The 25,749-nt window shown below is 64.2% G+C and carries 20 protein-coding genes and 1 pseudogene; 7 read left to right on the top strand and 14 right to left on the bottom strand.

Going from position 1 to position 25,749, the window contains the following annotated elements; translation table 11 throughout:
• Positions 1-39: 39 nt before the first annotated feature.
• From AMS65_RS12750 to AMS65_RS12730, 5 genes are all read right to left on the bottom strand, one after another.
• Entirely contained in the window at positions 40-1,347 is a 1,308-nt protein-coding gene (locus AMS65_RS12750; RefSeq protein ID WP_053384552.1) for an FAD-dependent oxidoreductase, read from the bottom strand.
• 165 nt (positions 1,348-1,512) lie between these two features.
• The gene (locus AMS65_RS20355; RefSeq protein WP_053384551.1) at positions 1,513-2,199 is read right to left on the bottom strand and encodes a helix-turn-helix transcriptional regulator; all 687 of its coding nucleotides are present in this window, start codon (positions 2,197-2,199) and stop codon (positions 1,513-1,515) included.
• Positions 2,200-2,239: 40 nt separating this feature from the next.
• Positions 2,240-3,661: an amidase gene (locus AMS65_RS12740; RefSeq protein ID WP_053384550.1), complete on the bottom strand. Its 1,422-nt coding sequence runs from the start codon at positions 3,659-3,661 to the stop codon at positions 2,240-2,242.
• 100 nt (positions 3,662-3,761) lie between these two features.
• Positions 3,762-4,931, bottom strand: coding sequence for a CaiB/BaiF CoA transferase family protein (locus AMS65_RS12735; protein WP_083451686.1), 1,170 nt, complete (start codon positions 4,929-4,931; stop codon positions 3,762-3,764).
• Positions 4,932-4,943: 12 nt separating this feature from the next.
• The gene (locus AMS65_RS12730; RefSeq protein ID WP_053384548.1) at positions 4,944-5,591 is read right to left on the bottom strand and encodes a GntR family transcriptional regulator; all 648 of its coding nucleotides are present in this window, start codon (positions 5,589-5,591) and stop codon (positions 4,944-4,946) included.
• A gap of 244 nt (positions 5,592-5,835) precedes the next feature.
• Between AMS65_RS12730 and AMS65_RS12725 the strand changes: the two genes are divergently transcribed.
• Positions 5,836-6,987: an acyl-CoA dehydrogenase family protein gene (locus AMS65_RS12725; protein ID WP_053384547.1), complete on the top strand. Its 1,152-nt coding sequence runs from the start codon at positions 5,836-5,838 to the stop codon at positions 6,985-6,987.
• Positions 6,988-7,037: 50 nt separating this feature from the next.
• Complete coding sequence (locus AMS65_RS12720) at positions 7,038-8,171, top strand: CaiB/BaiF CoA transferase family protein (protein ID WP_206541992.1); 1,134 nt, start codon at positions 7,038-7,040, stop codon at positions 8,169-8,171.
• A gap of 90 nt (positions 8,172-8,261) precedes the next feature.
• On the opposite strand, the gene AMS65_RS12715 is transcribed toward AMS65_RS12720, so the two are convergent.
• The 4 genes from AMS65_RS12715 to AMS65_RS12700 form a co-directional block, all read right to left on the bottom strand.
• Positions 8,262-9,110, bottom strand: coding sequence for an HpcH/HpaI aldolase/citrate lyase family protein (locus AMS65_RS12715; protein WP_053384545.1), 849 nt, complete (start codon positions 9,108-9,110; stop codon positions 8,262-8,264).
• Between the two features lie 15 nt (positions 9,111-9,125).
• Entirely contained in the window at positions 9,126-10,082 is a 957-nt protein-coding gene (locus tag AMS65_RS18795) for a cytochrome b/b6 domain-containing protein (RefSeq protein WP_241489439.1), read from the bottom strand.
• 472 nt (positions 10,083-10,554) lie between these two features.
• Entirely contained in the window at positions 10,555-11,508 is a 954-nt protein-coding gene (locus AMS65_RS12705; protein WP_053384544.1) for an electron transfer flavoprotein subunit alpha/FixB family protein, read from the bottom strand.
• A 33-nt stretch (positions 11,509-11,541) separates the two neighbouring features.
• On the bottom strand, positions 11,542-12,318 hold the full coding sequence (locus tag AMS65_RS12700) for an electron transfer flavoprotein subunit beta/FixA family protein (protein WP_053384587.1): 777 nt from the start codon (positions 12,316-12,318) through the stop codon (positions 11,542-11,544).
• Between the two features lie 215 nt (positions 12,319-12,533).
• Between AMS65_RS12700 and AMS65_RS12695 the strand changes: the two genes are divergently transcribed.
• Entirely contained in the window at positions 12,534-13,418 is an 885-nt protein-coding gene (locus AMS65_RS12695) for an FAS1-like dehydratase domain-containing protein (RefSeq protein ID WP_053384543.1), read from the top strand.
• Positions 13,419-13,527: 109 nt separating this feature from the next.
• On the opposite strand, the pseudogene AMS65_RS12690 reads toward AMS65_RS12695, so the two are convergent.
• Positions 13,528-14,073: pseudogene (locus AMS65_RS12690) on the bottom strand (ABC transporter ATP-binding protein); the annotation flags it as partial.
• Positions 14,074-14,102: 29 nt separating this feature from the next.
• Here AMS65_RS12690 and AMS65_RS12685 point away from each other — a divergent pair.
• From AMS65_RS12685 to AMS65_RS12670, 4 genes are all read left to right on the top strand, one after another.
• Complete coding sequence (locus tag AMS65_RS12685) at positions 14,103-14,891, top strand: recombinase family protein (protein WP_157502265.1); 789 nt, start codon at positions 14,103-14,105, stop codon at positions 14,889-14,891.
• Positions 14,888-15,604: a hypothetical protein gene (locus AMS65_RS12680; RefSeq protein ID WP_053384540.1), complete on the top strand. Its 717-nt coding sequence runs from the start codon at positions 14,888-14,890 to the stop codon at positions 15,602-15,604. Before AMS65_RS12685 ends, AMS65_RS12680 begins: the two co-directional genes overlap by 4 nt.
• Before the next feature lie 181 nt (positions 15,605-15,785).
• Positions 15,786-16,886 carry a hypothetical protein gene (locus AMS65_RS12675; RefSeq protein WP_075200984.1) on the top strand — a complete coding sequence of 367 codons (1,101 nt, stop codon included), beginning with the start codon at positions 15,786-15,788 and terminating at the stop codon, positions 16,884-16,886.
• Complete coding sequence (locus tag AMS65_RS12670) at positions 16,883-17,719, top strand: GSU2403 family nucleotidyltransferase fold protein (RefSeq protein ID WP_053384539.1); 837 nt, start codon at positions 16,883-16,885, stop codon at positions 17,717-17,719. The genes AMS65_RS12675 and AMS65_RS12670 overlap by 4 nt, the downstream gene beginning before the upstream one ends.
• Here the strand turns inward: AMS65_RS12670 and drt4 are convergent.
• From drt4 to AMS65_RS12650, 4 genes are all read right to left on the bottom strand, one after another.
• Complete coding sequence (drt4, locus tag AMS65_RS12665; RefSeq protein ID WP_157502263.1) at positions 17,707-19,275, bottom strand: antiviral reverse transcriptase Drt4; 1,569 nt, start codon at positions 19,273-19,275, stop codon at positions 17,707-17,709. The two genes, AMS65_RS12670 and drt4, sit on opposite strands and share 13 nt — an antisense overlap.
• A gap of 35 nt (positions 19,276-19,310) precedes the next feature.
• A complete protein-coding gene (locus AMS65_RS12660; RefSeq protein ID WP_157502261.1) occupies positions 19,311-19,685 on the bottom strand; it encodes a hypothetical protein in 375 nt (124 codons plus the stop codon).
• A 310-nt stretch (positions 19,686-19,995) separates the two neighbouring features.
• Entirely contained in the window at positions 19,996-22,080 is a 2,085-nt protein-coding gene (locus AMS65_RS12655; RefSeq protein WP_053384536.1) for a KAP family NTPase, read from the bottom strand.
• Between the two features lie 43 nt (positions 22,081-22,123).
• Complete coding sequence (locus tag AMS65_RS12650; protein WP_157502259.1) at positions 22,124-25,648, bottom strand: hypothetical protein; 3,525 nt, start codon at positions 25,646-25,648, stop codon at positions 22,124-22,126.
• Positions 25,649-25,749 lie beyond the last annotated feature (101 nt).

Here is a 25,749-nt window from a genome sequence, read left to right as displayed (position 1 = left end):
CCTCGTTTCGGAGATGACTGCTGAGTGCTGAGGTCCGCGCTACGCCGCCGGAGCGTTTTCTCGGGCGACGTGGAGCATCTGCGCGGAGGAGCGCAGTTTGGCCCTGATCCTGCCGAAAGGTGCGCTCTCGCGCTCATGCCGATCCACGGCGAGCCACTGGTCGTAACTGACCGCCGCCACTGCGACTTCCTCTGGCAGGATCGGCGTGCCGGCTTCGACGCGATCGATGGCCCCGCTGCCGAAGTCCGAGACGATCTCGGCCGCCACCGCGACCGCGTCAGCCCGGTTCTCCGGGATCGTGCCTCGAGGCCCTCTGCGAAGCCATCCGACCCGGTAGAGTCCGGGCCGGATCCGACCGGACCCGGCGTCGGGCGTCGCGATGGCGAGACAGCCCGGGCCGGCCTCGAATCCGATGGCCGAGATGATGCTGTCCGCGGCGACCTCGAGGCGGCTGCCCTCGCCCGTGGAGACGAGCAGTCGCTCGACCCGGTCCGTCCCGACCACCCGCTCGGGTCTCGCGCCGAAGTGCAGCCGGAGTTCGATGCGCACGTCGTCGGGTACCGCCCTTGCTGCGAGCTCGCGCAGCGCCTCGACGCGCGATTTCTGAGTGCGGTCCGCGACCGTGTCCGTATCGACGCCGACGGCTCCGTGCAGTGTGACGTGAAGTCCCGCGATCTGCGACAGCTCTCGGATCATCTGCGCATCGCATTTCGCGAGTTCGATGGGTGAGCGCGAGAAGACATCGACCGACGCGACCTGCGATCTGCGGTAGGCGTCGAGCGCGGCATCATTGATGTCGCTGCCGTCGAAGTCGGTGTCCTCCTTCGCGAGGAAGCGGATCAGGTCGATCGCAACGTTGCCCATCCCCACGATCGAGACACGCTCACCGAGCCGAGCGAGCGCGTCTTCGGCGGCTTCGCCGTCAGGGTGGCTGTTCAGCAGCCCCGTGATCGCTCCGGAGCCGTAGACCCCGGGCAGGTCATCTCCCGGAACACCGAGGGGACGGTCTGCGGCAAGACCGGTCGCGAGCACCACGGCGTCTGCGACGTCCACGAGTTCATCGAGGGTCACCGCACCCGCCTCCGGCTCGCGGACGACCCGAACGTTCCCCGCGAACTCCACGCCTTCGCGGGTGAAGATCCGATCGAACTGGCGCGTGATGCTCTTCGTGCTCTGGTGGTCCGCCGCCACGCCGTAGCGAACCAGACCGAAAGGGCAGGGCAGGCGGTCGATCACCACGATCTGAGCGCCGGGAAGCGAACGGCGCAACGCGCCCGCGATGAAGCAGCCGCTGGGACCGGCGCCGACGATCACGATGCGAGGCTCGCGTTCGGCAATGTCTGTCATCTCACCACTCCTTTATGGGATACCGTATACGGTACTCCATTGAGAGATATCACGCAATTCGCGTTCTGATTCGTCAGGCCGCGGCACCCGAAGAATCGCAGGACCGCGAAGACCGGCCGAAGCCGGCACCCAACCGGAATCGACCCGGGAGGAGCAAGGTCCGGGTCAGATCAGGCCGAGCTCGACAGCCCTGACCGCGAGCACGACCCGTGACGATATCCCGGTCTTCGCAAAGATGTGCTCGAGGTGCGTAGCGACCGTGCGCCGGCTCACGCTGAGCACCGCCGAGATCTCCGCGTTGCTCCGGCCGTGGGCGACGTAGCGCATAACCTCGAGCTCCCGCGGGCTCAGCAGGAACAGCTGCCGCTCTCGGTGATCATCGACGACGAGTCGACTCTGCTCGGCGAGCCGGGCAAGGCCCTCCCGCTCCAGTTCGCTCACCCGATCCCGGGCGAAGCTCACGTGCAGCATGCTGGTGATGCGCCTCTGCTCGATCTCGAGCGCGATCGTGGATCCCTCGTGGTATCCAGAAGGTCGCAGCACGCTCTTGGCTGTCACCGTGCTGCGGAAGCCGCGCACATCCTCCCAGCAGAGCGGGGACCCGTAGGCAGAGCGCACGATGTCGAATACCCCCGGCTCATCGGCGAAATCGCGCGTGAGGTACTCCGCCACTCGGGGGCGGTATCCATGGTTCGCGAGCACCCGGTAGTCGCGCTCGTCTGCTTCCCGGTACGAGATGATGGCCGCTTGGAAATCGAGTGCTTCGCTCCAGCGGGCGAGGAGGCCGCGCGCGATGGTGGCCGGCGACCGGTGCTCGGGCCGGTCGGCCACCATCGCGTCGATCCCTGACATGGTCCGAACCTTAACAAGCGGCGCGCCCGGACGCGAGCCCTCAGCCGACCGGACGCCGATCGGCCCACGGTCGCGCCGCCTCGAAATTGGAGGCGACCCGCAGGAGCAGGCCCTCGGCTCGGTGACGCGCCGCGATCTGCAGGCCGACCGGGCGTCCGTCCGCGGTGAATCCGGCGGGAACGGTGATCGCCGGGTTGTTGAGCATGTTGTAGGGGTAGGTCAGCAGCCAATCGAGGATCCGCTCGCGCAGCGACGCCCCCTCGAGCCAGTCCGGCGCGAACTGCGTGAGCGGGAACGTCGCCGAGGCGAGTGTCGGCGAGACGATCACGTCGTAGTCCTCCATGAACGAGGTCCACGCATCCCACATGGCGCCGCGCACGACATCGGCACGGCCGACGTCGACGCCGCTGAGCGTCTCCGCCTCCTCCATGATGCCGATGAGCCCGTCGTCGACCTCTCCGCGCAGCCGCTTCCAGTCGAGCAGATCGTACTCGCTGGCGAAGCCGGGCACCCACACCCCCTGCCACATCGCGACGGAAGTCCCCGCCCACCGCGGGGAGGCCTCCGAAACCTCCGCGCCGAGCTCGGCGAATGCGCTCAGCGCTTCGAGGCACACCCGCGCGACCTCGGGTTCGACGTACTGTCCGAGGCCCATGTCCGGGGACCAGGCGACGCGAAGCCCTCGGATATCGCCGCGCATCGCCGCGACGTACGAGTCCTCCGACCTGGGGGTCGACAGCGGGTCGGCGTGATCGGGCCCGGCGATGACGTCGAGCATCAGCGCGTTGTCGGCCACGGTGCGGGTGACGGGCCCGTGATAGGCCCAGTTGTAGTAGCGTCCCGCGAGGATCGTCTGGGGGACCGCCCCCGTCGTCGGCTTCATCCCCACGACCCCGCACAGCGCCGCGGGGATCCGCACCGAACCGGCGCCGTCGCTGCCCTCCGCGAGCGGCCCGAGGCCCGCGGCGACGGCGGCAGCGGCTCCCCCGGACGACCCGCCTGCGCTGTACCCGCGCTTCCACGGGTTGTGCGTCGGCCCGAACAGATGGTTGTCCGTCCCTCCGTAGTATCCGCTCTCGGGGGTGTTCGTCTTGCCGAGGAAGAGTCCGCCGGCCTCTCTCAGGCGGCGCACCACGACCGCGTCGTGCTCCGGGACGTTGTCCTTCAGCGGCTTCATGCCGAAGGTCAGCGGACGCCCCGCGACCGCGGTCAGGTCCTTGATGGTGAAGGGCACGCCGTGGAGCGGGCCGAGCGGGTCGCCCCGCCTCTGCCGTCCGGCCAGTTCCGCCGCGTCGGCGCGCACCTGGTCGGCGTCGAAATCGATGATGGCGTTGATCTCCGGGTTGATCCGCTCGACGCGATCGATCATCTCCTCGGCGACCTCGTTCGGCGAGAGTCTGCCGCTCGCGATCTCCGCGGCCATCTCTGCGGCGGGCATCCAGCCGAGTTCTGCGTTGCTCATGTGAAACATCCTTGTTCTCATCCAACGGGTGGATCTCACATGCTAGAAACGCCGTGCCCGGTGCGCGATCGGTCGGATGACCGATGGCGCTCGGCGAGGATCAGGCGTCCGGGTCGTCGGGCGGAGGATTGTGCTCGCCCAGTCGCGGTACCAGCCCGGGCTGCGCGTGCTCTCCGTCGAAGAGGAGCGGCAGTCGCGGGAGCGACAACCGGGTGCCGTCCTCTCGCGTGGCGACCGGATCGGCCATCGGCACGAACAGGCGGCGGTGAGCGAGATGCGGGTTCGCCCGCACCTCGGCGATGTCCTGCACGAACCCCACGGGCTGGCCCGCGAGGCGCAGCGCCTCAGCCGCCTCGTCGCGTGTGAGACCGGCGGCCCACGCCTCGAACGCCGGGATCACGCGGTCGCGCATGCGGTCGGCGCGCTTCAGCACGGTGTCGAGTTCGGGGTCCACGACGAGCTCCGGGCGCCCCATCGCCTCGGCGCAGCGCCGCCACATGTCGTCGGTCGGGATCACGATCGACAGCCAGCCGCCATCGCCCGCGCGGAACATCCCCACGGGGCTGAAGCGATCGATCCCGCGACTCGGAACGGCTCCCGTGAACTCGTGCAGGGTGAGCGGCCGCTCGAGGAAGGCGGCGGTGATGTCGAGCATCGCCGCGTCGACGAGGCTGCCCTCCCGCGTGCGTTCGCGCTGCACGAGCGCCATCAGGATCCCGATCGCGGAATACACCGCGGTCAGCATGTCGGTCGTGCCCATCGGGGTCAGGGTCGGCGGGCCGTCGGCCTCGCCCACGAGGCTCGCGAGCCCCGACATGCCCTGGATCACGGAGTCGAACGCCGGCCAGTCCGCGGCCTCTCCGCCCGTGCTGCCGAAGCCCGTGATCTCGCAGATGACCAGGCGGGGGTAGCGCTCGCGCAGCGTCGCCGGGGCCAGCCCCATACGCGTGAGCGATCCGGGCCGCAGATTGCACACGAGCACGTCGGCTTCGGCGAGCATCCGCTCGAGTTCGGCGACGCCGTCCTCCGTGTTCAGCGCGAGCTCCACGGAGCGCTTTCCCCGGTTGTACGAGGCGAAGCCTCCGCTGATGGCCTCGTCTCCCGAGCCGATGCGCGGATCGTAGGCGCGCCGCGGATCTCCCACACCCGGCCGCTCGATCTTCGTCACCTCGGCACCGGCATCGGCGAGCATCGATGTGCAGTAGGGACCCGCGATGAACTGCTCGAGCGATACCACCCGCAGGCCCTGCAGCAGCGTCAAACCGCTCATGGTGTCCTCCGGCTACGCCTGCTGGCGGCGCTCGAAGTATCCTGCCAGCTTCTCACCCGCGTTGCGGATGTGCTGCGCCATGGCCTCGCGCGCCGCGTCGGCGTCGTGCGAGACGATCGCGTCGCATACCGCCGAATGATCCTCAGCCGTTGTCTCCGGCCAACCGTCGATCTGAGCGTAGAAGGCGCTCGGCACGTACTTGACGAAATTTCCGAGCGCCCAGCGCAGGCGCTCCGACCCGGAGGCGAGGTACACCCGGCGGTGGAACTCGTCGTTCAGCTGCTCGAGGCGAGGGGTATCCCCGTGTTTGGCGGCGGACATGAGCCGCTCATGATTCTCCACGAGTTCCGCCGTCTGCTCCTCGGTGATCAGTCGTGCGGCTCGCGCGGCAAGCTCGCCTGCGACGAGCGCGTGGGCCTCGAAGATATCCCGGATGTCGGTCGCGGTGAGCGCCCGAACCGTGAAGCCTCTGCGCGGCACCAGCTCGAGGAAGCCCTCGGCGCGCAGCGCGTGCAAAGCCTCCCGCACCGGAGTCGCGGAGACGTCGAGTGCCTCACCCACCGCCTCCGCGCGCACAGAGGTGCCCGGAGCGAGCTCCCCCGCCATGATGGATTGCCGCAGATAGGAGGCGACCTCATCGCTGAGCTGGCGTCGTTGCATATGGTTCTCCTCTGGCTGCAGCCCGGTCGCTTCGCATCCGCGCACGCATCCGCCGGGCAGGGGCGTACTCGAACAATTCTATTGAGGTCGCACGGCGGCGTCCGCCACCCGAGGCTGGCCCGCGAGGATCATCTGTCGGCGAAGCCCGTGCGTGGGATCTCCCCGAGACTTCATTTTAAATATTTTATATAGTAAATTGAAGATATTCGATACCCCGTAAGTTTCCCTCCTGGAAGGATCCAGCATGCCTCACCTCAACGAAGAAGAGAGTTTCCTGGTCGAAACCGTTCGCGCGTTCATCGATCGCGAGGTCAAGCCGACTGTGCGCGAGGTCGAGCACGCGAACGAGTACCCGGAGCGCTGGATCGAGCAGATGAAGGAGATCGGGATCTACGGCCTCGCCGTACCCGAGGAGTACGGCGGGATGCCCGTTTCCATGCCCTGCTACGCACAGGTCGCAGAGGAGTTGGCCCGCGGCTGGATGACCCTCACCGGCGCGATGGGAGGCCACACCGTCGTCGCGAAGCTGCTCGACGCGTACGGCACGGAGGAGCAGAAGCAGAAGTACCTTCCGCGCATGGCCACGGGCGACCTGCGCGCGACGATGGCGCTCACCGAACCCGGCGGCGGCTCCGACCTGCAGGCGATGAGCACGACTGCGCGCCAGGACGGCGACGACCTCGTCATCAACGGGTCGAAGATGTGGATCACCAACGCTCGCCGTTCCGGCCTTGTCGCGCTGCTCTGCAAGACGGACCCCGCCGCCGAACCCCGGCACCGGGGCATCTCGATCGTGCTCGTCGAGCCCGGTCCCGGATTCGAGGTGTCCCAGGACCTGCCGAAGCTGGGCTACAAGGGTGTAGAGACCTGCGAGCTCATCTTCACCGACTACCGCACATCCCGGGCGCAGATTCTCGGCACCGTGCCGGGCCAGGGGTTCGCTCAGATGATGCGCGGGCTCGAGACCGGCCGCATCAACGTCGCTGCACGCGCACTCGGCGTGGCGTCGGCCGCACTCGAAGACTCGCTCAAATACGCGCAGGAGCGCGAGTCTTTCGGCAAGCCGATCTGGAAGCATCAGGCGATCGGTCACTACCTTGCGAATATGGCGACCAAACTCACCGCCGCACGTCAGCTCACCCGCCATGCGGCAGAGCAGTACGACAGCGGCGCCCGCGCCGATATGGAAGCCGGCATGGCGAAGCTCTTCGCCTCGGAAGTCGCCATGGAGATCGCTCTCGACGCCGTCCGCATCCACGGCGGCTACGGCTACTCGACCGAGTTCGATGTCGAGCGGTACTTCCGCGACGCACCGCTCATGATCGTCGGTGAAGGCACGAACGAGATCCAGCGCAACGTCATCGCATCGCAGCTGATCTCCCGCGGCAGTATCTGAAGCAGCGACGCATGGCAGGTTTCGACGAGAAACGTAAGGAAGTGGATCCGGTGTCAGCACTCCCCCTCGAGGGCATCACAGTAGTCTCAATTGAGCAGGCGGTCGCAGCGCCTTTCGCGACCAGGCAACTCGCCGATCTCGGTGCGCGTGTCATCAAGCTCGAACGGGAGTCGGGTGACTTCGCACGCAACTACGACACGACCGTCGACGGCGAGGCCAGCTACTTCGTGTGGCTGAATCGCGGCAAGGAGTCCGTGGTGATGGATCTCAAGTCCGAGGCTGATCAGCAGGTCCTCAGATCGATGCTCGCACGAGCCGACGTGTTCGTCGAGAACCTCGCACCCGGAGCAGTCGAGCGACTCGGCTTCACTGAGCAGGTGCTGCGCAAGATCAATCCCAGACTCATCAGCGTGTCGATCTCCGGCTTCGGGAAGGGCGGCCCGCACGCCCGCAAGAAAGCGTACGACCTCATCATCCAATGCGAGGCCGGGATGCTCTCCGTGACCGGCACCGAGGGGTTCCCGGCGAAGGTCGGGGTCTCGATCGCCGACATCTCCGCCGGGATGTACGCCTACTCCGGCGTGCTCGCGGCGCTGATCAAGCGTGGGCGCACGGGAGAGGGCTCCCACGTCGAGGTGAGCATGCTCGAGGCACTCGGCGAATGGATGCAGCAGACCTACCTGTACGCCGAGTACTCCGGCGCTGCTCCCAAGCGCTCGGGTGCCGCGCACGCCAGCATCGCTCCGTACGGACCGTTCCGCGCGTCCGATGGAGTCGTGTTCCTCGGACTGCAGAACGAACGCGAGTGGGCGCTGTTCTGCGACCGCGTCCTCGACCGACCCGAACTGACCGGCGACACAGCCTACGCCTCGAACTCGCTTCGCGTCGCGAACCGCGAGCGTCTGGGAGAGACGATCGAAGACCGGCTTCGGGACCGGACAGTCGCGGAGGTGCAGGAACTGCTCGACGAGGTCGGCATCGCGAACGCGCAGATGCGCACGATGGCCGATTTCTCGGCCCACCCTCAGCTGGCGGCTCGCGACCGATGGCGCACCGTTGACACCCCGTCGGGCCGAGCGCGGGTGACCCTACCGCCCGTCACGTTCGGTGACGAGCCGCCCATGGGAGCCGTCCCCGCGCTCGGTGCGCACACCGAGCGCGTCTTCGCTGAATTCGGGACCTAGAACCACGAGTCGCCCGCGGCGGCGTTTCGACGCCGCGGGCGACTCACCTGTGCACCGCGGTCCTCGCGGCGCTCCGTCGTCCCTGCCGTGCTACCGGGCCTGAGCGAGAATCCGCGCGGCGCGATCCCGTATCGGCTTGTCGACCATCTGCCCGTCGATCTGCGCCGCACCATCCGCGCTCTCGGCGGCAGCCACCACGCGGCGGGCCCACTCGAGACGCTCCGCGCTCGGCAGAAAACCGTCGTGGATCGCTGGGATCTGGGCCGGATGGATGCTGAGCTGAGCGGTTGCCCCCAGCCCGCGCAGGCGCGCAGCCTCGGCGGCGACGGCGTCGAGGTCCTTGATCTCGAACGGAGGCGACGCGACGGGCGCGACGAGACCGGCCAGTCGGGACTCGAGCACGAGCTTCGCATACACCCAGTCGACCGTCGCGGACGCGATCTCGACGTCGAGGTCGACGGAGAGATCCGCGGCCCCGACGGCGAAGCGGGTGAGCCCGGGCACTCCGGCGATCTCTCCGGCTGCGGCGACACCCGCAGCGCTCTCAATGAGCGCGATCGTCTCCGCCCCGCTGCCCGCTCCCCCCAGCACCTCGACGATGCGCCTGACGTCGGAGGCCCGCTCGGCCTTCGGCAGCAGCACTCCCGCGAGGGAACCGCGCGCGATGGCTGAAAGTCCGGCGATGGTCTCGACATCCCTCGCGAACCAGACCGAGTCGGCGGCGTTGATGCGCACGTGCGCCGGGCGCTCGAGACCCCGCTCGAGCGCCGCGAGCAGGTAGTCGAGCGCCGCCTCCTTCTCGTCAAACGCCACCGCATCCTCGAGGTCGATGATGACCGCGTCGGCGGCGCTCGCGAGCGCCTTGTCAAATCGATCCGGACGCGAGGCCGGCACGAACAAGTAGGAGACGGCGGCGGCCGCAACCTCGGATCGACTCATCGGAGGACTCTCTTTCTATCGTTCACTGACTCTGCCGAACACACCCGCGATCGGCGCGAGGATCAGGGGCCTCGCCGCCCAGGTGGCGGCCGCCGCGACGAGCAGACCACCGGCAAACCAGGCGAACCCGGTCCAGCTGACCGCGTCAGTCCCGGCGAACATGTGGTTGAGATTGCGCAGCGCCCCTGTCGCGAGGACGAGGGTGACGTGCACCACCACGAAGAGCGTGAAGAACAGCATCACCGGAAAATGAATCGCCCGTGCCACCGGCGCCGGGTAGATCCGGTTCAGACGATCCGCGTGCTTCGGCCACCACTCGCTCATGCGCACCCCAGAGATCGCGGCGAGCGGAGCTGCGATGAACACCACCATGAAGTACATGATCTGCTGCAGGCTGTTGTAGTTCACCCAACCGTTCTCCGTAGGCCAATCGAGGGTGAGGTACTGCAGCATCGCACTCGCCGCGTTCGGGAACACTTCCCAGCTCGTCGGCACGATACGCGCCCAGTGCCCGCTCGCGAAGAGCAGCACGACGAAGACGAGGCCGTTGAGCAACCAGAGCAGGTCGATGCTGGTATGCAGCCAGAGGTAGATACTGACCTTCTTCCCGCCGCGCTTGGGCGCGAAGAAGGCAGGCGGCTTCTGCTGATGGCGCACCAGCAGCCCGGTGCGCACGATGAGCACCATGAAGAAGAAGTTGAGGAAGTGAGTCCAGCGCGCCCAGCCGGGGAATCCCGGCTCGGGGTGTGCGGGCGATTCGTACTCCCCCGGGTGGCGATCCAGGAATTCGGGCACCCCGGGAAGGGTCGTCACCCCGCGCGCCGCCAGCACGATCACACCGGCCGCCGCGATCGCCCCGATCACCCACAGCGACAGGTATCGCACCCGCTGCGCGAGCGTCCGGGGTGCAGTTCTCGTGATGTCGGCGACCTGCGGCGTCGATACCGACGCCGAGGCGTCCGCCGCGACCACTGCTGCTCCAGGAGCCGGGATCGGCGCCGACACCGGAGCGGCGGAACGAACCGGCCCGAGATCCCGGGTAGCGGTGTTCGGAAGGGGGCCCCGATCGAGCGTTGCCGCGATCGAGGCGGACTCCGGTTGCGGCTCGAGAACCGCCGGCGGCCAGGGATCTCCGCCGGTAACCCTCGGAAGTCCTCGGCGCAGCCGAGCACCGCTCAGGGACCCCGTGACCGCTGACGATCCGAGCTCCGACTCCGAAGCGGCGCCTGAAGCCGATGCGTTCGGCGCAGTCGCCCCCGCGGACGGGAGGCTCGGCCCAGCACCGGAACCCTCCGCGGTCAGGACCGCGGCGGGCGGCACGAGCGGCACACCGACTGGACCTTCTCCGAGAGCGCCCGGCCCGGCGCTCGCGGAGGGCGGCCACGGATCTCCCCCGGGCACCCGGGGCAAGCCCCGTCGAAGCGTACTCCGATCGCTCGACATCTCAGGCCCTCAACTTCCCGATCTCGGCGATGAGACGCGGGACAATGGAGTGCGCATCACCGACGATCCCGAAATCCGCGATGTCGAATATCGGCGCGTCGGCATCCTTGTTGACTGCGATGATGAATTTCGAGGTCTGCATCCCTGCTTTGTGCTGGACTGCGCCGGAGATGCCGAGTGCGATGTACAGTTGCGGCGCAACCGAGACTCCGGTCTGCCCCACCTGATAGCTCTGCGGCACCCATCCCGCGTCCACTGCGGCGCGGGAGGCGCCGAGCGCCGCACCCAGTGCATCGGCGAGGTCTTCTGCGATTGAGAACTGCTCCTTCGACCCCAGACCACGGCCACCTGAGACGATGGTTCTCGCGCCTCGCAACTCCGGTCGCGTCCCCCCGGCGTCCATCGGTTCGATCGAGAGCACCTCGACCTCCCGCACGGCACTCGGTGGAAGGTCGAGCAGCATCTCGTTCGAAGGCCGGGCCGCCGCGCGCACGTCCATGACACCCTGCCTCACTGTGATGACCGGGGCCCCCAGGGTCACCGCCGAGACGACGGTGTAGGCACCTCCGTAGGCTGCGTTGACCGCGGTGACTCCCTCGGCGTCGCGACCGACTTCGACCGCATCCGCGATCACTCCCGAACGGGTACGGACGGCAAATCGCGCGGCTGTCTCGCGCCCCTCGATCGAGTGCGAGACGAGCACTGCATCGGGCCGGACGAGCTCGGAGGCCGCCACGAGCGCATCCGCGGCACTGGAACTCGTACCGGCTCGGATCACGGTGGCTGCACCGATCTCGGCGAGTTGCCCGGTGATCCCGGCATCGTCGGAGATCACCACGGCGACGGGTGTGCCGACCGTCGCCGCTGCACCCAGCAGGGCGGCCGCGGATTTTGCTGGTTCTCCGCCCCGGGCGAGATCAGTCAGCACGAGAATCGAATCGGTCGCGAATTCCATCTTCAGTTCCTCTGATTTCTGCGACGTGCGCGGTCAGACGAGCCGGTTCTCGGCGAGGAAGCCGGCGAGCCGCTCGACCGCATCGCCGTCGTCGGTGATCTTCACTCCGGCAGCGCGCGGGGGCCGTTCGGAGATCGCGGTCATGATGGTGCGGGAGGCGCTCATGTCGGTGGCATCGATGCCCAGATCGGCCAGACTTCTCACGGTGAGCGGCTTCTTCTTCGCCGCCATGATCCCCTTGAAATTCGGGAAACGCGCATCGGGCAGTTGCTCGGTGATCGAGATGACAGCCGGGAGAGTCGTGGCGACCTGCATCGTCGCGAGGTCGACCGCTCGCGCGCCCGACACGCGTTCCGCATGGATCGTGACGCTCTCGAGGTTCGTGAGCACGGGTATCTCGAGCAGTTCGGCGATCATGGCTGGCAGCATGCCCGCAGCGCCGTCGGTCGATTGGTTTCCGGCGATGACGAGGTCGAAGTCCTCTGCCCGGAGGGCCGCGGCGATCGTCTCGGCGGTCAGACCGAGATCTGCTCCGAGAAGCTCCTCATCGACGACGTGGACCGCTGAGTCGGCCCCGATCGCGAGCATCTTGCGCACGCTGCCGGTTGCGGTCGCCGGGGCGACGGTGAGTACCAGGACCTCCGTGCCCTCGACGACATCTGCGTACCCGAGGGCGACTTCGAGCGCACGCTCTCCGATCTCATCGATCACCGCTTCCGAAGCCCCGCGGTCGGCAAGCCCGGTCTCGAGGTTGAGCTTGCGGTCACCATAGGTATCGGGAACCTCCTTCACCAGCACCACGATCTTCATCGACATGTCCTTCCCGTGGTAGCCCGGTCAACCGGAGAAACCGGTTCATCTGCTTCCATCGTGAGATTAATATATAATATTTTCTATCCAGAAACAAGGGCCCGCACTCAAGTCCGACATCCGGAGAGTGGCGTTGCTTTCCTCCATTTTATATATTATATTTACGAAACGAACCGCGGCCGCAACGTCGCCCGACGATCGCAGAGGAGATCACGATGGCCGAGCACCCGGCATTCGAACAGGACTTCGGCCACTGGATCGGACGCAGCGAAACGCTCCACGACATCGCATCTCGATCCGCCGCCATCGGACTCGCCGCCGTGCTGGAACGGCCTATCGCACCCGCTGCCATGGACACCACCCGCGTGTTCCCGCTGGGCCACTGGCTGCAGTTCACCCCGACCGCGCCCATGAGCGAGCTCGGCGACGACGGACACCCCGAGCTCGGCGGCTTCATGCCCCCGCTCGATCTCCCGCGACGCATGTGGGCGGGCAGCAGAATCGACTACCACTCCCCGATCGTCATCGGGCAGCATCTCGAACGCCTCTCGACCATCGAATCGATCACCCCGAAGATCGGATCGAGCGGGCGCCTCTGCTTCGTTGTCCTGCACCATGAGATCTCCGCGGACGGTGAACTCGCAGTCACCGACCGCCAGACCATCGTGTACCGCGATGCCGTCAACGTTGACCCGACCAGCCCCTCGCCCCGCCGCCCGCCCCGCCCGGACGGCCCGGTACCGGCGGGCTGGGACTGGAGCCTCGCCCGGCACCCCATCGAGACGACGCTGTTCCGCTACTCCGCGCTGACCTTCAACACGCACCGCATCCACTACGACCTGCCGTACACAACAGGCGTAGAGGGATACCCCGGTCTCGTCGTGCACGGCCCACTGCTCGCCACCTATCTCATGGACGGATTCCTGCGGGCGCATCCCGATGCGGAGGTCGCATCATTCGAGTTCACCGCGCGCTCGCCGATCTTCTGCGGTGAGCAGATCCATGTGGCCGGCCGCGCGAACGGCGAGAACGCCGAAGAGCTCGCGGTCATCGCTCCGGACGGCACGGCAGCACTGACCGCGCGCCTCACCTACCGGTAGCGCGCGCAAGCTCCGCGCGGTCGTCCGGCCTGACGGAATGCCCACCCGGTGGGCTGGGCGACCGCACGGTACATCCGTTCCGTTCCGATCCGCTCTGCGGTCCGGTCTCTCAGCCCAACAGCTCCGACAGCTCAAGCCAGCGCTCCTCGAGCGCCGCGACCTCGTCCTCGATGGCGGTGATCTTCGTCATCTCCGCGTTCAGCAGCGTGTAGTCGCTCTGATCCAGGAGCGCGAGCCCATCGCGGGACTTCGCGGCGTCCGCCTGCAGGCGCTCCATCTTGCGCTCGACCGCGGAGAGCTCCTTCTCGGCGGTGCGGCGCTCGGCACCTGAGAGCCCCTCCGTCATCCTGCGCGAAGTCGCAGGATCCATACCGGGGTGAGATTCTGCGACTCGCTTCGCTCCCGCAGAATGACGGGAGGGAGCAGCGGAGACGGCATCCTCCGCGGCGCGGAGCTTCAGGTACTCGTCCACCCCGCTCGGCAGGTGCCGCAGGCGCCGATCCAGGATCGCGTACTGCTGATCCGTCACGCGCTCGAGGAAGTACCGGTCGTGCGACACCACGATCAGCGTGCCCGGCCACGAGTCGAGCAGATCCTCCATCGCGGCCAGCATGTCGGTGTCGAGGTCGTTGGTCGGCTCCACGAGCATGTTTGGGGCTGACACAGAAAGAGCACCTACTCGTTATGAACACTACACGCGCACTTATCTACACCAGAGCTTCCATGGATCGCCTCTATCTGAAGCGGTCCGTCGGCGATCAGGAGACCGACTGCCGCGCCTGGTGCGACCAGCAAGGCTGGGACGTCGGACGCGTTATCACCGACGCGAACCGCTCCGCTTCCCAGTGGCGAACCCGCGAACGAGAGGGCTTCGAGGAAGCGCTGCACCTGATCCGTTCGGCAGCCTTCGACGCGTTCGTGACGTGGGAGCCGTCCCGTGCCGGACGCGAGATGCCGGCGTATGTGCGGTTACGGGCAGCGTGTCAGGAGGCGGGGGTGCTGTATCTGACAAAGGGGCGGGTCTACGATTTCTCCCGCAGCGACGACGCGTTCATGATGGGGTTGGAGTTCCTCACTGCCGAGAAGGACGCCGCGACCATCCGCGAACGCCAACTGCGCACGGTCCGGCTGAACGCGCAGAAGGGCCGCCCACACGGGCAGCTCCCCTACGGGTACCGACGGGTCTACGACACCACCAGCGGGGTGCTGCTGCGGCAGGAAATCGACCCAGTCCAGGCGAACCTGATCCGCACCGCGGTCGAGGAGATCATGCACGGTGTCCCGGTCAACCGGATCATCACCCGCCTGAACCGGGAGGGCGTGCCAACACCAAAGAAGCCGCTGACCGAGAATTCTCGTGGCTGGATGACCGCGACGCTGCGGCAGATCATCAAGAACCCACCATCGCAGGACTCCGTGTCTACCGGGGCGAGATCATCGGGGAGGCCGACTGGCCCGCGATCCTCACCGTGAAGCGGTGGGAGGAGGTCAACCAGGTCCTCAACGACAGCGCCCGCCGCGTCCGCTACGTCGAGGAAGATAACCACAGCCACCCGAAATGGCTGCTGTCCCACATCGCAAAGTGTGGGTACTGCGGGCGCGCGCTCGTCCGCCTCAGCGGCGTCATCCCCCGAAAAGACGGCAGCCTCCGCAACAACTACGCCTGCCCACAAATCGGCTGCCGCAAAATCAGCATCGACCTCGAACGCACCGACACCTACGTCACCGGAGTCCTCATCGGCTGGCTCTCCACACCAGAGAACCTCGCCATCCTCTCCGACCCCGAAGAACAATGGATTGACCGAGTCAAAGAAGCACAGGAACTCGTCACCGAACTCCAACGGCGACTCGACGAAGCAGCGAAGGAGTATGCGGAGGGCCGAATCAGCCTGTCGATGCTCTCCAACGTCGAGCAACGCCTCACCCCGCAGATCGAACAGGCCAGCAAAGCCCCCGTCCCGCCCATCACTGACGAGAACCTCGCCGCACTCCTCCGAGCCGACGACATCGAAAAGGCCTGGAAGGGGCTCGCGATCGTCGACCGGCGACACATTTTGAAAGCACTCCTCGACATCCGCATCGAGAAAGCACCCCAGCTCGGCGGCAAATTCCACACCGGACGGATCAAGATCGCGCCCCGGTTCGCGCCGTCGACTACATATCAATGGCGACAGCAGGCCAACTGAGGACCTGCGAGAGAAGTGCAGTGCGTCCGACGAGGGAATGCACTTGGATCACAGAGTTCTGGAAAACACCATATTCCAGCGTCAGCGGAATCCGTAGTTTTCCAGAAAGCATGCTACATTCGGTAAACCACGCAGTTCCGCTGACGGCGGAGATCCAAGGTTTCCAGAACGGAGGGCCACGATGGGCGAGATCATCACCATGCCAGCGCCTGAGTCGACGCGGCAAGTCCTCCGCGCCTGCGTGGATGCGCTCAGCTCCAGGCTGCCGACCGGATGGACTCTGGTCGAACGCGAGGAAGAGTCGCTCGGCTCAAAGCGTGTAGACGCCGCGCTGCATCTCACGGACCCTGCAGGAACTGTGATCGACTTTGTCGTCGAGGCTAAGCGCGTCGTCGAGCGACGCGACCTCGGGCGCATCCGCGACCAGCTCAACGACATCATCCGCGAGGTCGGTGGCGAGGCGAAGGGACTGGTCGCCGGGCGTTACCTCTCTCCTCAGGTTCGTGCCGAGCTAGCACAGCTCGGTCTGGCCTACGTCGACGCCACGGGCAACATGCGGATCGCGCTCGACCGCCCCGCGATCTTCCTCTCCGACCGCGTCACCGACCGTGACCCGTGGCGTGGCCCCGGTCGCCCTCGCGGCAGCCTCAAGGGTGAACCGGCCGCCCGCGTCGTTCGGACCCTCCTCGATTACCGGGGACCGCTTTCCATCTCCGAACTCCTCAAGCTGTCCGGCGCGTCAACTGGCGGCACCTACCGGGTACGCGACTACCTCATTGAGGAAGGCCTCCTCGAGCAGCTCTCCGACGCCACTTACCGGGTGCCGGACTGGCCGAAACTGTTGCGTGAATGGGCCGCCGACTATGCTCTACCTCCCGTCTCGACCCAGGCATTCATTGCTCCTCGTGGCATCGAGTCTCTCCGTGCCAGGGCGGCAAATGTTGACGGATTTCGCTACGCCGTGACGGGGAGCTTCGCCGCCAAGGAGTGGGCGCCTTACGCCCCCGCGAGGCTCGCTCGCGTCTACGTCCAGGACATCGCTGCTGCCGCTACCTGGCTTGATCTTCGTCCGACCGATGTTGGACAGAACGTGCTGCTCGTCGAGCCGAAAGATCCCCGCAGCAACGTTTTCGAGAACTCCTGGACCGCGCGCGACGGCGTAACGCTCGCGGCCCCATCGCAGGTCGCTGTGGATCTCTTGAACGGTCCGGGCCGCAACCCCGCCGAGGGTGAGGCGCTCATTGCGTGGATGCTGGCAAACGAGGAGGTATGGCGGAAATGACTGACGCCGTCTCCCTGGCCCGCCGGGGTCTGCTCGACGCCATCGAAGCGCTCCAAGACCACCTTGATGCGATCATCCTCGTCGGCGCTCAGGCAATCTACCTCCACGCCGGCGAGGCGGACGTCGCGCTCGCGGCTTACACGACCGACGGTGACCTGGTCATCGACCCGACCATCCTCGGCACTGACCCACTCATTGAGGACGCCCTGAAGTCAGGCGGCTTCGAACCTCTGAAGAACAAGGACGGGCAGCGCGTCGTCGGATCATGGATCACCGACTTCGATGTCGCCGTCGATCTGATGGTCCCTACCGAGGTCGCCGGCCCCGGGAAGAAGACGAGTCGCGGCGTCGAAGCGCCTCCGCACGACCGGTACGCGATGCGCCGCACCCACGGGCTCGAAGGCGCCATCGTCGACTACTACGTGAAGACGATCACCTCGCTGGAGCCGAACGATTCACGCTCCTTCGAAGTGAAGGTCGCCGGCCCAGCGGCGCTGCTCGTCGCAAAACTGCACAAGATCAACGACAGGCTCGAACAGCCGCAGAATCGGCGCGACGACAAAGACGCGCACGACGTCTACCGCCTGCTCAGGACGATCGAAACAGCGACGCTCGCAGATACACTTCAGCGTCTACTCACTACGCCAGTGACCAAGGCCGTTACCACCGAGGCTGTCGGAATGCTTCGCGAGCTCTTCGGATCGAGCAGCGCACAGGGTTCGCTCATGGCCGGACGATCCGAGGAAGGCGTCGGCGACCCAGAGCAGGTCTCGCTCGCGGCGAGCTTCCTGGCAACAGACTTGCTCGCCGCGCTCGCAGATCAGTCGGCGTAGGGATTCCGTCCATCTGCCCTGCCAATGCCAGAAATTGGAGCGCGACCTGGGGCTTTGAGAATCGGTCGATACGGATTCTCAGCATCAAGGTCAATAAATGAAACGTCGGCATCAAGCAGCGGTTGGAACTCGGCGTAATAGTCAGCTGGCACCTTCTTGAACTTCAAATTCGCCAATGCGAGCTGGTAGTAAACAAGCCAATACTCGTCTCGCATGTATGCAGGGGGGTGCCGTTTCTCGAAGCTCGTCACAAATGTCTTGACGGCCGGAAGATACTCGGTCGCGCACGTCAGAAGCGCGAGCGGAAGGCAGTCACCAGAGCGGACAATTTCTTTGACGCTCTCTTCATCAACCTCTACCTGGTTCACGAGAAGCAAGTAAATGATCCATGTAGCTGCGTCAGTCCGCCGGTTACTGACGTGCTCCCGCAGGATCTGGTTGAGAGCCTCGGCGCGTTCCGAGACGGCACCGGAGCCGACTTGCATCAAGATTCGGCAGACCGTTCCCATCGCGATCGGCCGCAGGAAGCCGATCGTAAGGAGACGGTCGGCGACTTCAATACGGACTGCATCCTCGACTGAATCAAGTGCGAGAGCGTTCTCGATAGTAACAAGCGCGAAGCGCAGAGCTCCGTCCTCGTCAGCACCCTCCTGCGACTCAATCGCCTGGTCGATCAGGTCGAGCAGCTTTCCCGCAGTATTCCCTCCGCGGAGCGCAATCCGCAGCTCGCGCATCCATCGAGGTCGTACCGGTATTGGCAGTTCTGTGATCTTGGTCTTGCCCGGGTGGACGGTGAGTTTCAGCACGGCAAGCGCGTCGCGGAGGTCCCTTACGAAGGCTTCCGCCCCATCCCGACTCGGCCCAACGAAAAAGTAGTCGTCGATGAAACGGCGGAATTCGTGACCTTGGTTGCGGAGATGCTCGTCCACCGCGCCAAGCATGATCTCTCCAACGACTGCCGAGGTACCAGGCCCGATTGAGATGCCGGTTGTCTCCTTGCGGCGAGCCTGCCGCAACTCGATGTCGAGCCGGTTTGCCCAATCAGCACCGTCATCCTGTTTGTCCTTCGCAGTTTCAACGCCATGCACGGCCCAGGGGATCGCGTGAGTATAGATTGAGCTATAAAAATTCGTGACGTCGGCTTTCGCAAGAAATCGACTGCCAGGCACGATGAGATCCTCCGCGCTGGCCTGCTCAATCATGGAGAAAACTCGCCCGTCGGCATGCTCCGCAAGCCGCAGCGCACTTGAGGGGTTCGCCTCGATGTGCTTCCAGTCATCCCATGTGATCCGCAACTGCCGCACGAGCTTGGCGAAGGCTCGGGGATGGAGCACCTCCATGCTTCGGGGTGCAAGGTCGTACCGCGTCGAACGAAGCGCGACAATGCCATAGCCATCTGGGCGATCTACCGACAAAGCAATGAGCTTGCTGGCGATGTCAGAAGCGAGAGAGGTGGAAACGAAGCACGGTGGAAATTCATCACCGCGCTTCGCAATCCGGGGGAATAAGTGATGAGCGAGGAGCCTGTTCTCGAATTTTCGGGCGCTTAGCGTCATGTCGCTTCCTCTCTTTACACGGTCCTCGCGTCCAATTAGCGAACTGTCGTCCTCATCGGCTGGCTTTCCAAGTCCGAAACCTCGCCATCTTCCCACATCAACGACTCAACAGAGCAAAGAAGGCTCGGATTCTCGTCACCGAACTGTGCCAGGTCAACGGTGAGAAGCCCCAACAGGCCAGCAAAGCCACTGTCCCGCCCGTCACCGACGAGAACCTCGCCGCACTCCTCCAGGCCGACGACATCGAACAGGCCTGGCACGATCTCGGACTCATTGACCGACGCCACATCCTGAAAGCACTCCTCGACATCCGCATCGAGAAAGCACCACAGCTCGGCGGCAAATTCCACACCGGACGGATCAAGATCGCGCCACGGTTCGCACCCGCCGAAACGTATCAATGGCGGCAATTGAGCAACCTCGACTAGATCCGCACTGTCACCTTCCGCAAGAGCAGCCGAACCAGGACCTCCCGCTGAAGCCCCTTGACCCCCAGGTGGCAGGAATAGACCTCATAGACAACTTGACCAGGTATTTTGTTCTTCAGGAGTGCGCTCTGCGTATCACGTTTTGCAGGGTTTGCAGGCCGTTGTTCACCTAATTGGTCCGCTGCCCCAAGCCTCGGCCCGCCGAACGAGCGGCCGATGATCGGACGGATATCTGGGCCAGGATTGACCATGTGTCGGGGTTTCCCGCATCACTTCCAAGGGTGGCCGCGTCCTACGACTCCGGAGGAGGACTGACCCGACCAGAAGCGAACCTGCGGCGGTTTGCCCAGCTCATATCCCGAACGTCAACGTCCTGAATTGGTTCGTCATACCAAGGATCCCCGCCCCGCGGCGCAATCTGGTTGAAGGTCTCCTGGTCGAAATCGTCCGACAACTTCCAATCTGGCTTGATGCCGGCGATCGTTCGAGCCGATACGAGTCTCGAAGCGAGGATCGAAAGGTCCGCCTCCTTGGAGCCAATGAGCTCGCGAACAGCGAGCCGGAGCTGCTCCGCACGGTGCCGCAGAATAAAGTGGACTTGGTATCCGACGCCAGAACCAGTCGCCGCATCGTCGCCCTGTTTGAGGTGATCCAAAAAGTCCGAGATCGACTCATCGACCAAAGCCTCCGTCGCCTGGTCATACCAGGAGGGCTTCTCAGCCCGATACAAATGATCAATGCTGCTCTCTATTCTCCTCCACGCTCGGATGCGAAGCACTGGACCGTTGATCTTCGAGAGCAGAGACTTAACGGTCTCGGGTGACGTGTCCTTGTCGAGCGCGACGAGCAACTCCCCAATCCAGGAGAGAAGCTGGTCAAGGTCACTGAATGGCGCGCTGTCTTCTGAAGGAAGGTCATTAGCGATCTCAGCGAGAACTTCAGCCAGCCGAACCCTGTCAGTATCCTTGGCGGGCTGGTTCGACGGGCGCAGACATTTTCCAAGCACCAAGCTCCGGAATTCTGTCTCCGTCCCGACAAGCAGGCGCCCTAACGACTCTCGGTCCCCCTTAGTCGCAGCCGCGACTGCCGCGTCGACGGTCGCATCGCTGACGTCGTGATCAAGGATGCCCATAGCAAAGTAGCGGTCAAAGTACTCCTCGTGCTGGACGCTCTGGCTACGAGTGCTCGCATGAACCGAGAGCTGTCCCTTCGTTCGGTTCTTTGGGAACAGCGAGACGAGTAGCTCACGGGCAGTGCGACGGCCTTCGGGCGGGACAACCATAAGGAGCGGCTCGATATCGAACGGCTCATACTCAATTGAATTAGCATCGAACTTCATCTCCCCGGTATGCCCGGAGATCAGTTCGCTTCGGTATCGCGGAATAGCGTTGAAGAGAGCCGGGAAGCTGACGCGGATGAGAGTCAACAATTCAACGTCTTCGTCATCGATCTCGTTCGGAGGCAGAAGCGGGATATGGTGCTGCAACTGGGCGACATAGCGATCGATTGCTCGCGGAGTCGTCAACAGGTCCGTGAAGCAGTCAACCAGGGCGCCAATACGTTGACCGGAGGAACCGTCGTCGACAGTCTCTCGCGAGATCCGAGCAAGGCCCATGTTCAGCCGTGCAACCTGCTGGTGACGCAACAGCGGGGGCACGAAAAGTGGATACTGGACGATCTTCTCCATGAATCGCTCAGCCGAACCATCATGGGAGTTGACCGCACTCGATGCGGTCATGCTCCGATACAGAGTCTCATCGTCGTAGGCGAGCAGGTACTGAACGCCATCGAACCTGCCGAGCAACCGAACCACTTTCAGCAAAGCCAACAGCTCATCGCCATGGAGCCGGTCGATGTCGTCGACAACCACGAGTATTGGTTTCTTGAGCCCCTTGAGCTCCTCCGATGCCTTACTGAATGCGGCCTGCCAGGACGGCAACTTCGCCAATGCCTCACTCACGAGCCGAACCCCTTCGGCGGCGGCACCGCCAGCGATCGGAATTAGGTTCGCAGCGGGTGCAGCGACGGACGCTGTCACAGCAAGAGCCCGTCGCACCTGCTGCCCCTTCTTCTTGGGGAGAACCTCCGCGAGCGACGAATAGAACTCGCCTAGGAGCCCGGAGACATCACTCGTTGCCCAGGGGGTGAACCTCGCCACGGCCCATCTGGGGTGCTCGCTCTGCAGCTCCTCAACGATCATGTTCACTAACGACGTCTTACCACTGCCCCAGGGCCCGCTGAGACCGAATACCGCGCTCGACTCGAACGAGTGGGTCCCGTGGATCAGGTCCGCGGCTCGCTGTGCATACGACAGCCGCCCCAGAGTGTCATGCTCCTTCGAATGGAGCGCTTCGTCGGTCCATGCAGTCTCTCCCATAAGCTGATCATCCTGTCATTTATTGTTGACAGACTTAGATTCGTTACGTCGAGGGCCGATGCAGATCATCGGGTCGACCTGAATCCTCTGAACCTTTCGAGTTCTTGGCAGTCACGTTTCCATTTTCTCCAATCGTGGCGAGAAGCTGCGTCGCGGTCAACACTTCGTAAGGGCGCGAGGTCACATATCCGGCCGGCGTGAGGTGGCGAGTTACGAACCGCGTCTGGAGAATGTGCACATTCGCACCGGGAGGTGCGACTATCCCGAGCTTCTTTGCAATTTCTTCAACGTAGGGCTTCAACTCTGCCTCCTTGCGTGCGAGCTGAGTGGCGTAGCAAGGCTTGATTCTGCCTTTGCTCTCCGAGTCGCTGTAGAAGGTCCGCAGCTGGCGCGCTGTCTCCGCAAAACCGTAGACAGATGCGGGGTCCTTCGCTTCGATCAGCCAGATGTTCGGGTCGCCGCTACGCCCACACACAAGATCCACTTCTGTTGTCAGTTCCGGGACGCCCAAGCGAGCGTTGTCGCCAGGCTTCACTCGCGCGATTGTCTTGAACCCAACTTCTTGAAGCTGTCGTTCAAGTGTTCGCTCGAATGCCTTGTTCCGCCCCGATCGTCTCTCAGCAAGCGCCTTGGATACCTTGTCAGGCACCTCGCCCGTCCAGGGAAGAACGCCCTGTGTCAGGTGATTGTTGTAGACGCTCAGGGTTGTCAGAAGATACTGCGGAGCGATCAGGATGGTGCCATCCGGGTGCCTGACAAGTGGTTGAACAAGCAGACGATGTCTCCGGGTCCGGGTCTGCCACGGCTCCCAACTACTGGATCGTAAGATGCCTGAGGACACTGTGAGCATTTGAAATGCGTGCCGGAGACGCGACCGCTGTTCTTCATTGGGATCACCGGCTGCTTCAAAGACCCAGCCGAGAGCCTCGTCCTCTGAGGCAAATGCGATGCTTCTGCCATCGTCGAACGAATCCCACTGCGCAAGCGCCATCAAGACCATGAAGAGATCGGAAGTGGACGCACCGAAAGATTCCAGCATCGCCGGGTCGACGGCGTCCTCAAGTCCTCCTGCATCTGCCTCGTCGTCATCGAATACCGAGCCGAGGCGGATAGAGGCTGCCGCAGTGTTGAGAGATCCGCCTTCCAGTGCCCATGAATCATCAGTCACGTGCTCGTCGTCTTTGAATGTGAGCTCGTATGCAGAACTGATCTCAATGATCGCGGGAGCAACGCGGTGATGCAGCCGCTCGCTCAACGTCGTCATGGTGCGATATGCGTCCGCGGCAGCTAGGAGCGCGCTCCAGCTCTGAGCCGTCACAGGCTGTTGCCCCTCAACATCCGGGTCCAGTCTCAATGCCGCTTCGACGATGATCTCGTTGCACTGCCGTAGTCCGAGCGTTTCGCTGGCGAGCTCGGCCATGCGCGCCACTGGATCCCACTCTGTGGTCAGATTCTGGGCGACGCGGGTTAGGTTTCCTTGTTCTTTCTGGAGATGGTCATAGACACGATTGAGTTGCTCCATACCCGTGGCGATGATGGCATCGGTGTCGTGCAATGCAATTCGGTCGTTGAGCTGCTCCAGGGCTGCGGGCGCGAGATGCGTTCTGACTAGCGCATTGGCTTCGACCCCGCGGTACTCGCCGGGTTGTATGCCCGTCGCGTGCAAGCGACGGGCGAAGGATGCAGTTGCCGCTGACTCGTCAGACGGGCTCAGCTGCCAGGGCCTCGGCAGATAGTTCAGTGTGGTTTGCGCGGTCTTGGTCTCGAGTATCAGGAATGGTCGGCAGGTGAGCCATTCGCGTCCAATCTCTCCCACGACACCCTCACCGACGCCACCGTACACAAGGAGCTGCTCGACGGCTTTGGCGGTGAGCGCATTGGCTGCGAAGGGTTTGCCGTCCGCCTCTTGCACGAACTCCTGCAGGTCGAAACTCCAGAGAGCCACGCGCGGAGCACCTTCCGGTCGAGTCCGCGAAGATGAGAACTCAACCACCTCATCGGCTCCTTCAACCGTCCGAAGCCAGAGCCGATATCCGGGAGTTCCGAGAGCTTCGTGGGCGCGTCGCCACAACTCAGCGATTGCGTCAAAGGCGAAGATGAGCCCTCCACAAACGTCGAACAGGAACCGATAGTCCTGGCCGTCCGCCCAGTCCGGGTCGGATCTCACGATTGCGATCGGAGGCGTGATGAGAGGCAGAGACCAGCCAATGCGATTGGGGGCATGGTGGGTTCCTTGGCGATAGTCGTATTCGCTCTCGGAGCCAAGGAACGATACCGACGCGGCGTTGCCGGATGAGATTTCAGCCATCTCTGCGTGCCGCAGAGGCGGTAGCCCAGTTCCATGAAGCGCGACTTCTAAACTCGAGAGAGCAACCGCGCGTTCCCACTCGGCTTCTCCTGCGTGCGCCTCGAAGTACATGTGGGTTGGGCTGACCCCGCCTTTGAAGAAAGTCTTGTCGTTCGCCCTCCATGGTTCCCAGTAGTTGATTGCCTCCCAGCCGAAGCCGGAAGGGAACTCTGGTGAGCTCAAGTCGCGGGCGAATCGAAACAGGTCATCATCAGCTGTCGCTGTCTCAGCAATCCAGGTGAGGTCTTCCAAAGCGAGGGTTGCTTGGCCAGGCACCTGAGGCGCCATCAAATGGGACGTACCTGCGACGATGACAAGCGGAACGACGCTTGCGCCGGGGAGCAACTTGATGGTGCCGCCGCCAGAGACCTGCACCGAGATCGGACCATCGGCCGGGTCATGGTCTCGGACCCGATCTGCCAGCGTTACGCACGCGGGCGACCACGGCCCAGTTCTAGGAAGGTCTTCTGTGAAGAGAATCGACACCGCGATGAAGTTTGGGCCGTCGACCGGAACGAGCCACTGGATTTCGTTCCCTATCAGTCGAGGCGTCTCATCGAGCGTTTTGGGCGGTGCCTCGATCAGGGTATTCGAGAACCGCCAGAGTGCGCCGCGGATCGCACCAATGCAGGAAGCCCGGAGCGCCCGCCTAGCGTGACTATCACGTTCAAGACTATCGACAAGTTCCGTGACCGCGTGAGCAAGCACTTCGGGGATGTAGGTCGGTGGCAACCATCGATAGTGCGGGTCAGCCGTTGAGAGGCGATAACGCAGGGTCCGCCCGAAGGGACTCGTCGGACTTTCGTGGTTATAGTTTGCCGAGACCGCCGGCGAGGTCATCCATTCAAGCGCGAGCAGATCCGCCTGGTCGAGTTGGAGCGACGCAAACGGGTCAGCAGAAACGAGTCTGCCGGCGGCGTCCAGCTCGTTTGCTGGCAGGTCGATTTCGTCCCCGAGCTCGATGTTCGGAGCCGGTTGCCACTCCGTCAGCAGTGTGTTCAGGCAGTAGTCCACATACCTGATCGCTACTCGAACGATGTTGATGATCCCAAACTTGTGCCGCCGCACGAGTCGATCATCCACCGCGTCGGCAAGTCGCAGAGCCCGGGAAAGATCAGCTATTGGCCTCTCGACCAAACCCGGCACGTAACGCAGCAACTCGTCATCGACGCGGACAGTGGCGACATTGGTGGGATCGGTCGATATGTAGTCCTCGTGCATCACACCGATGCCCTTGGACTCCGCCGCCGCGTCAACTAACTCCTGTATATCGGGGAGCGGCTCTCTCGGACTCCCGTTAGTAATGGAGCTCGCTCGAAGGC

Origin of the sequence: Leucobacter celer subsp. astrifaciens, assembly GCF_001273835.1 — a bacterium.
In the GTDB taxonomy this organism is placed as follows: domain Bacteria; phylum Actinomycetota; class Actinomycetes; order Actinomycetales; family Microbacteriaceae; genus Leucobacter; species Leucobacter celer.
This window is presented reverse-complemented; position numbering and strand designations above follow the sequence as displayed.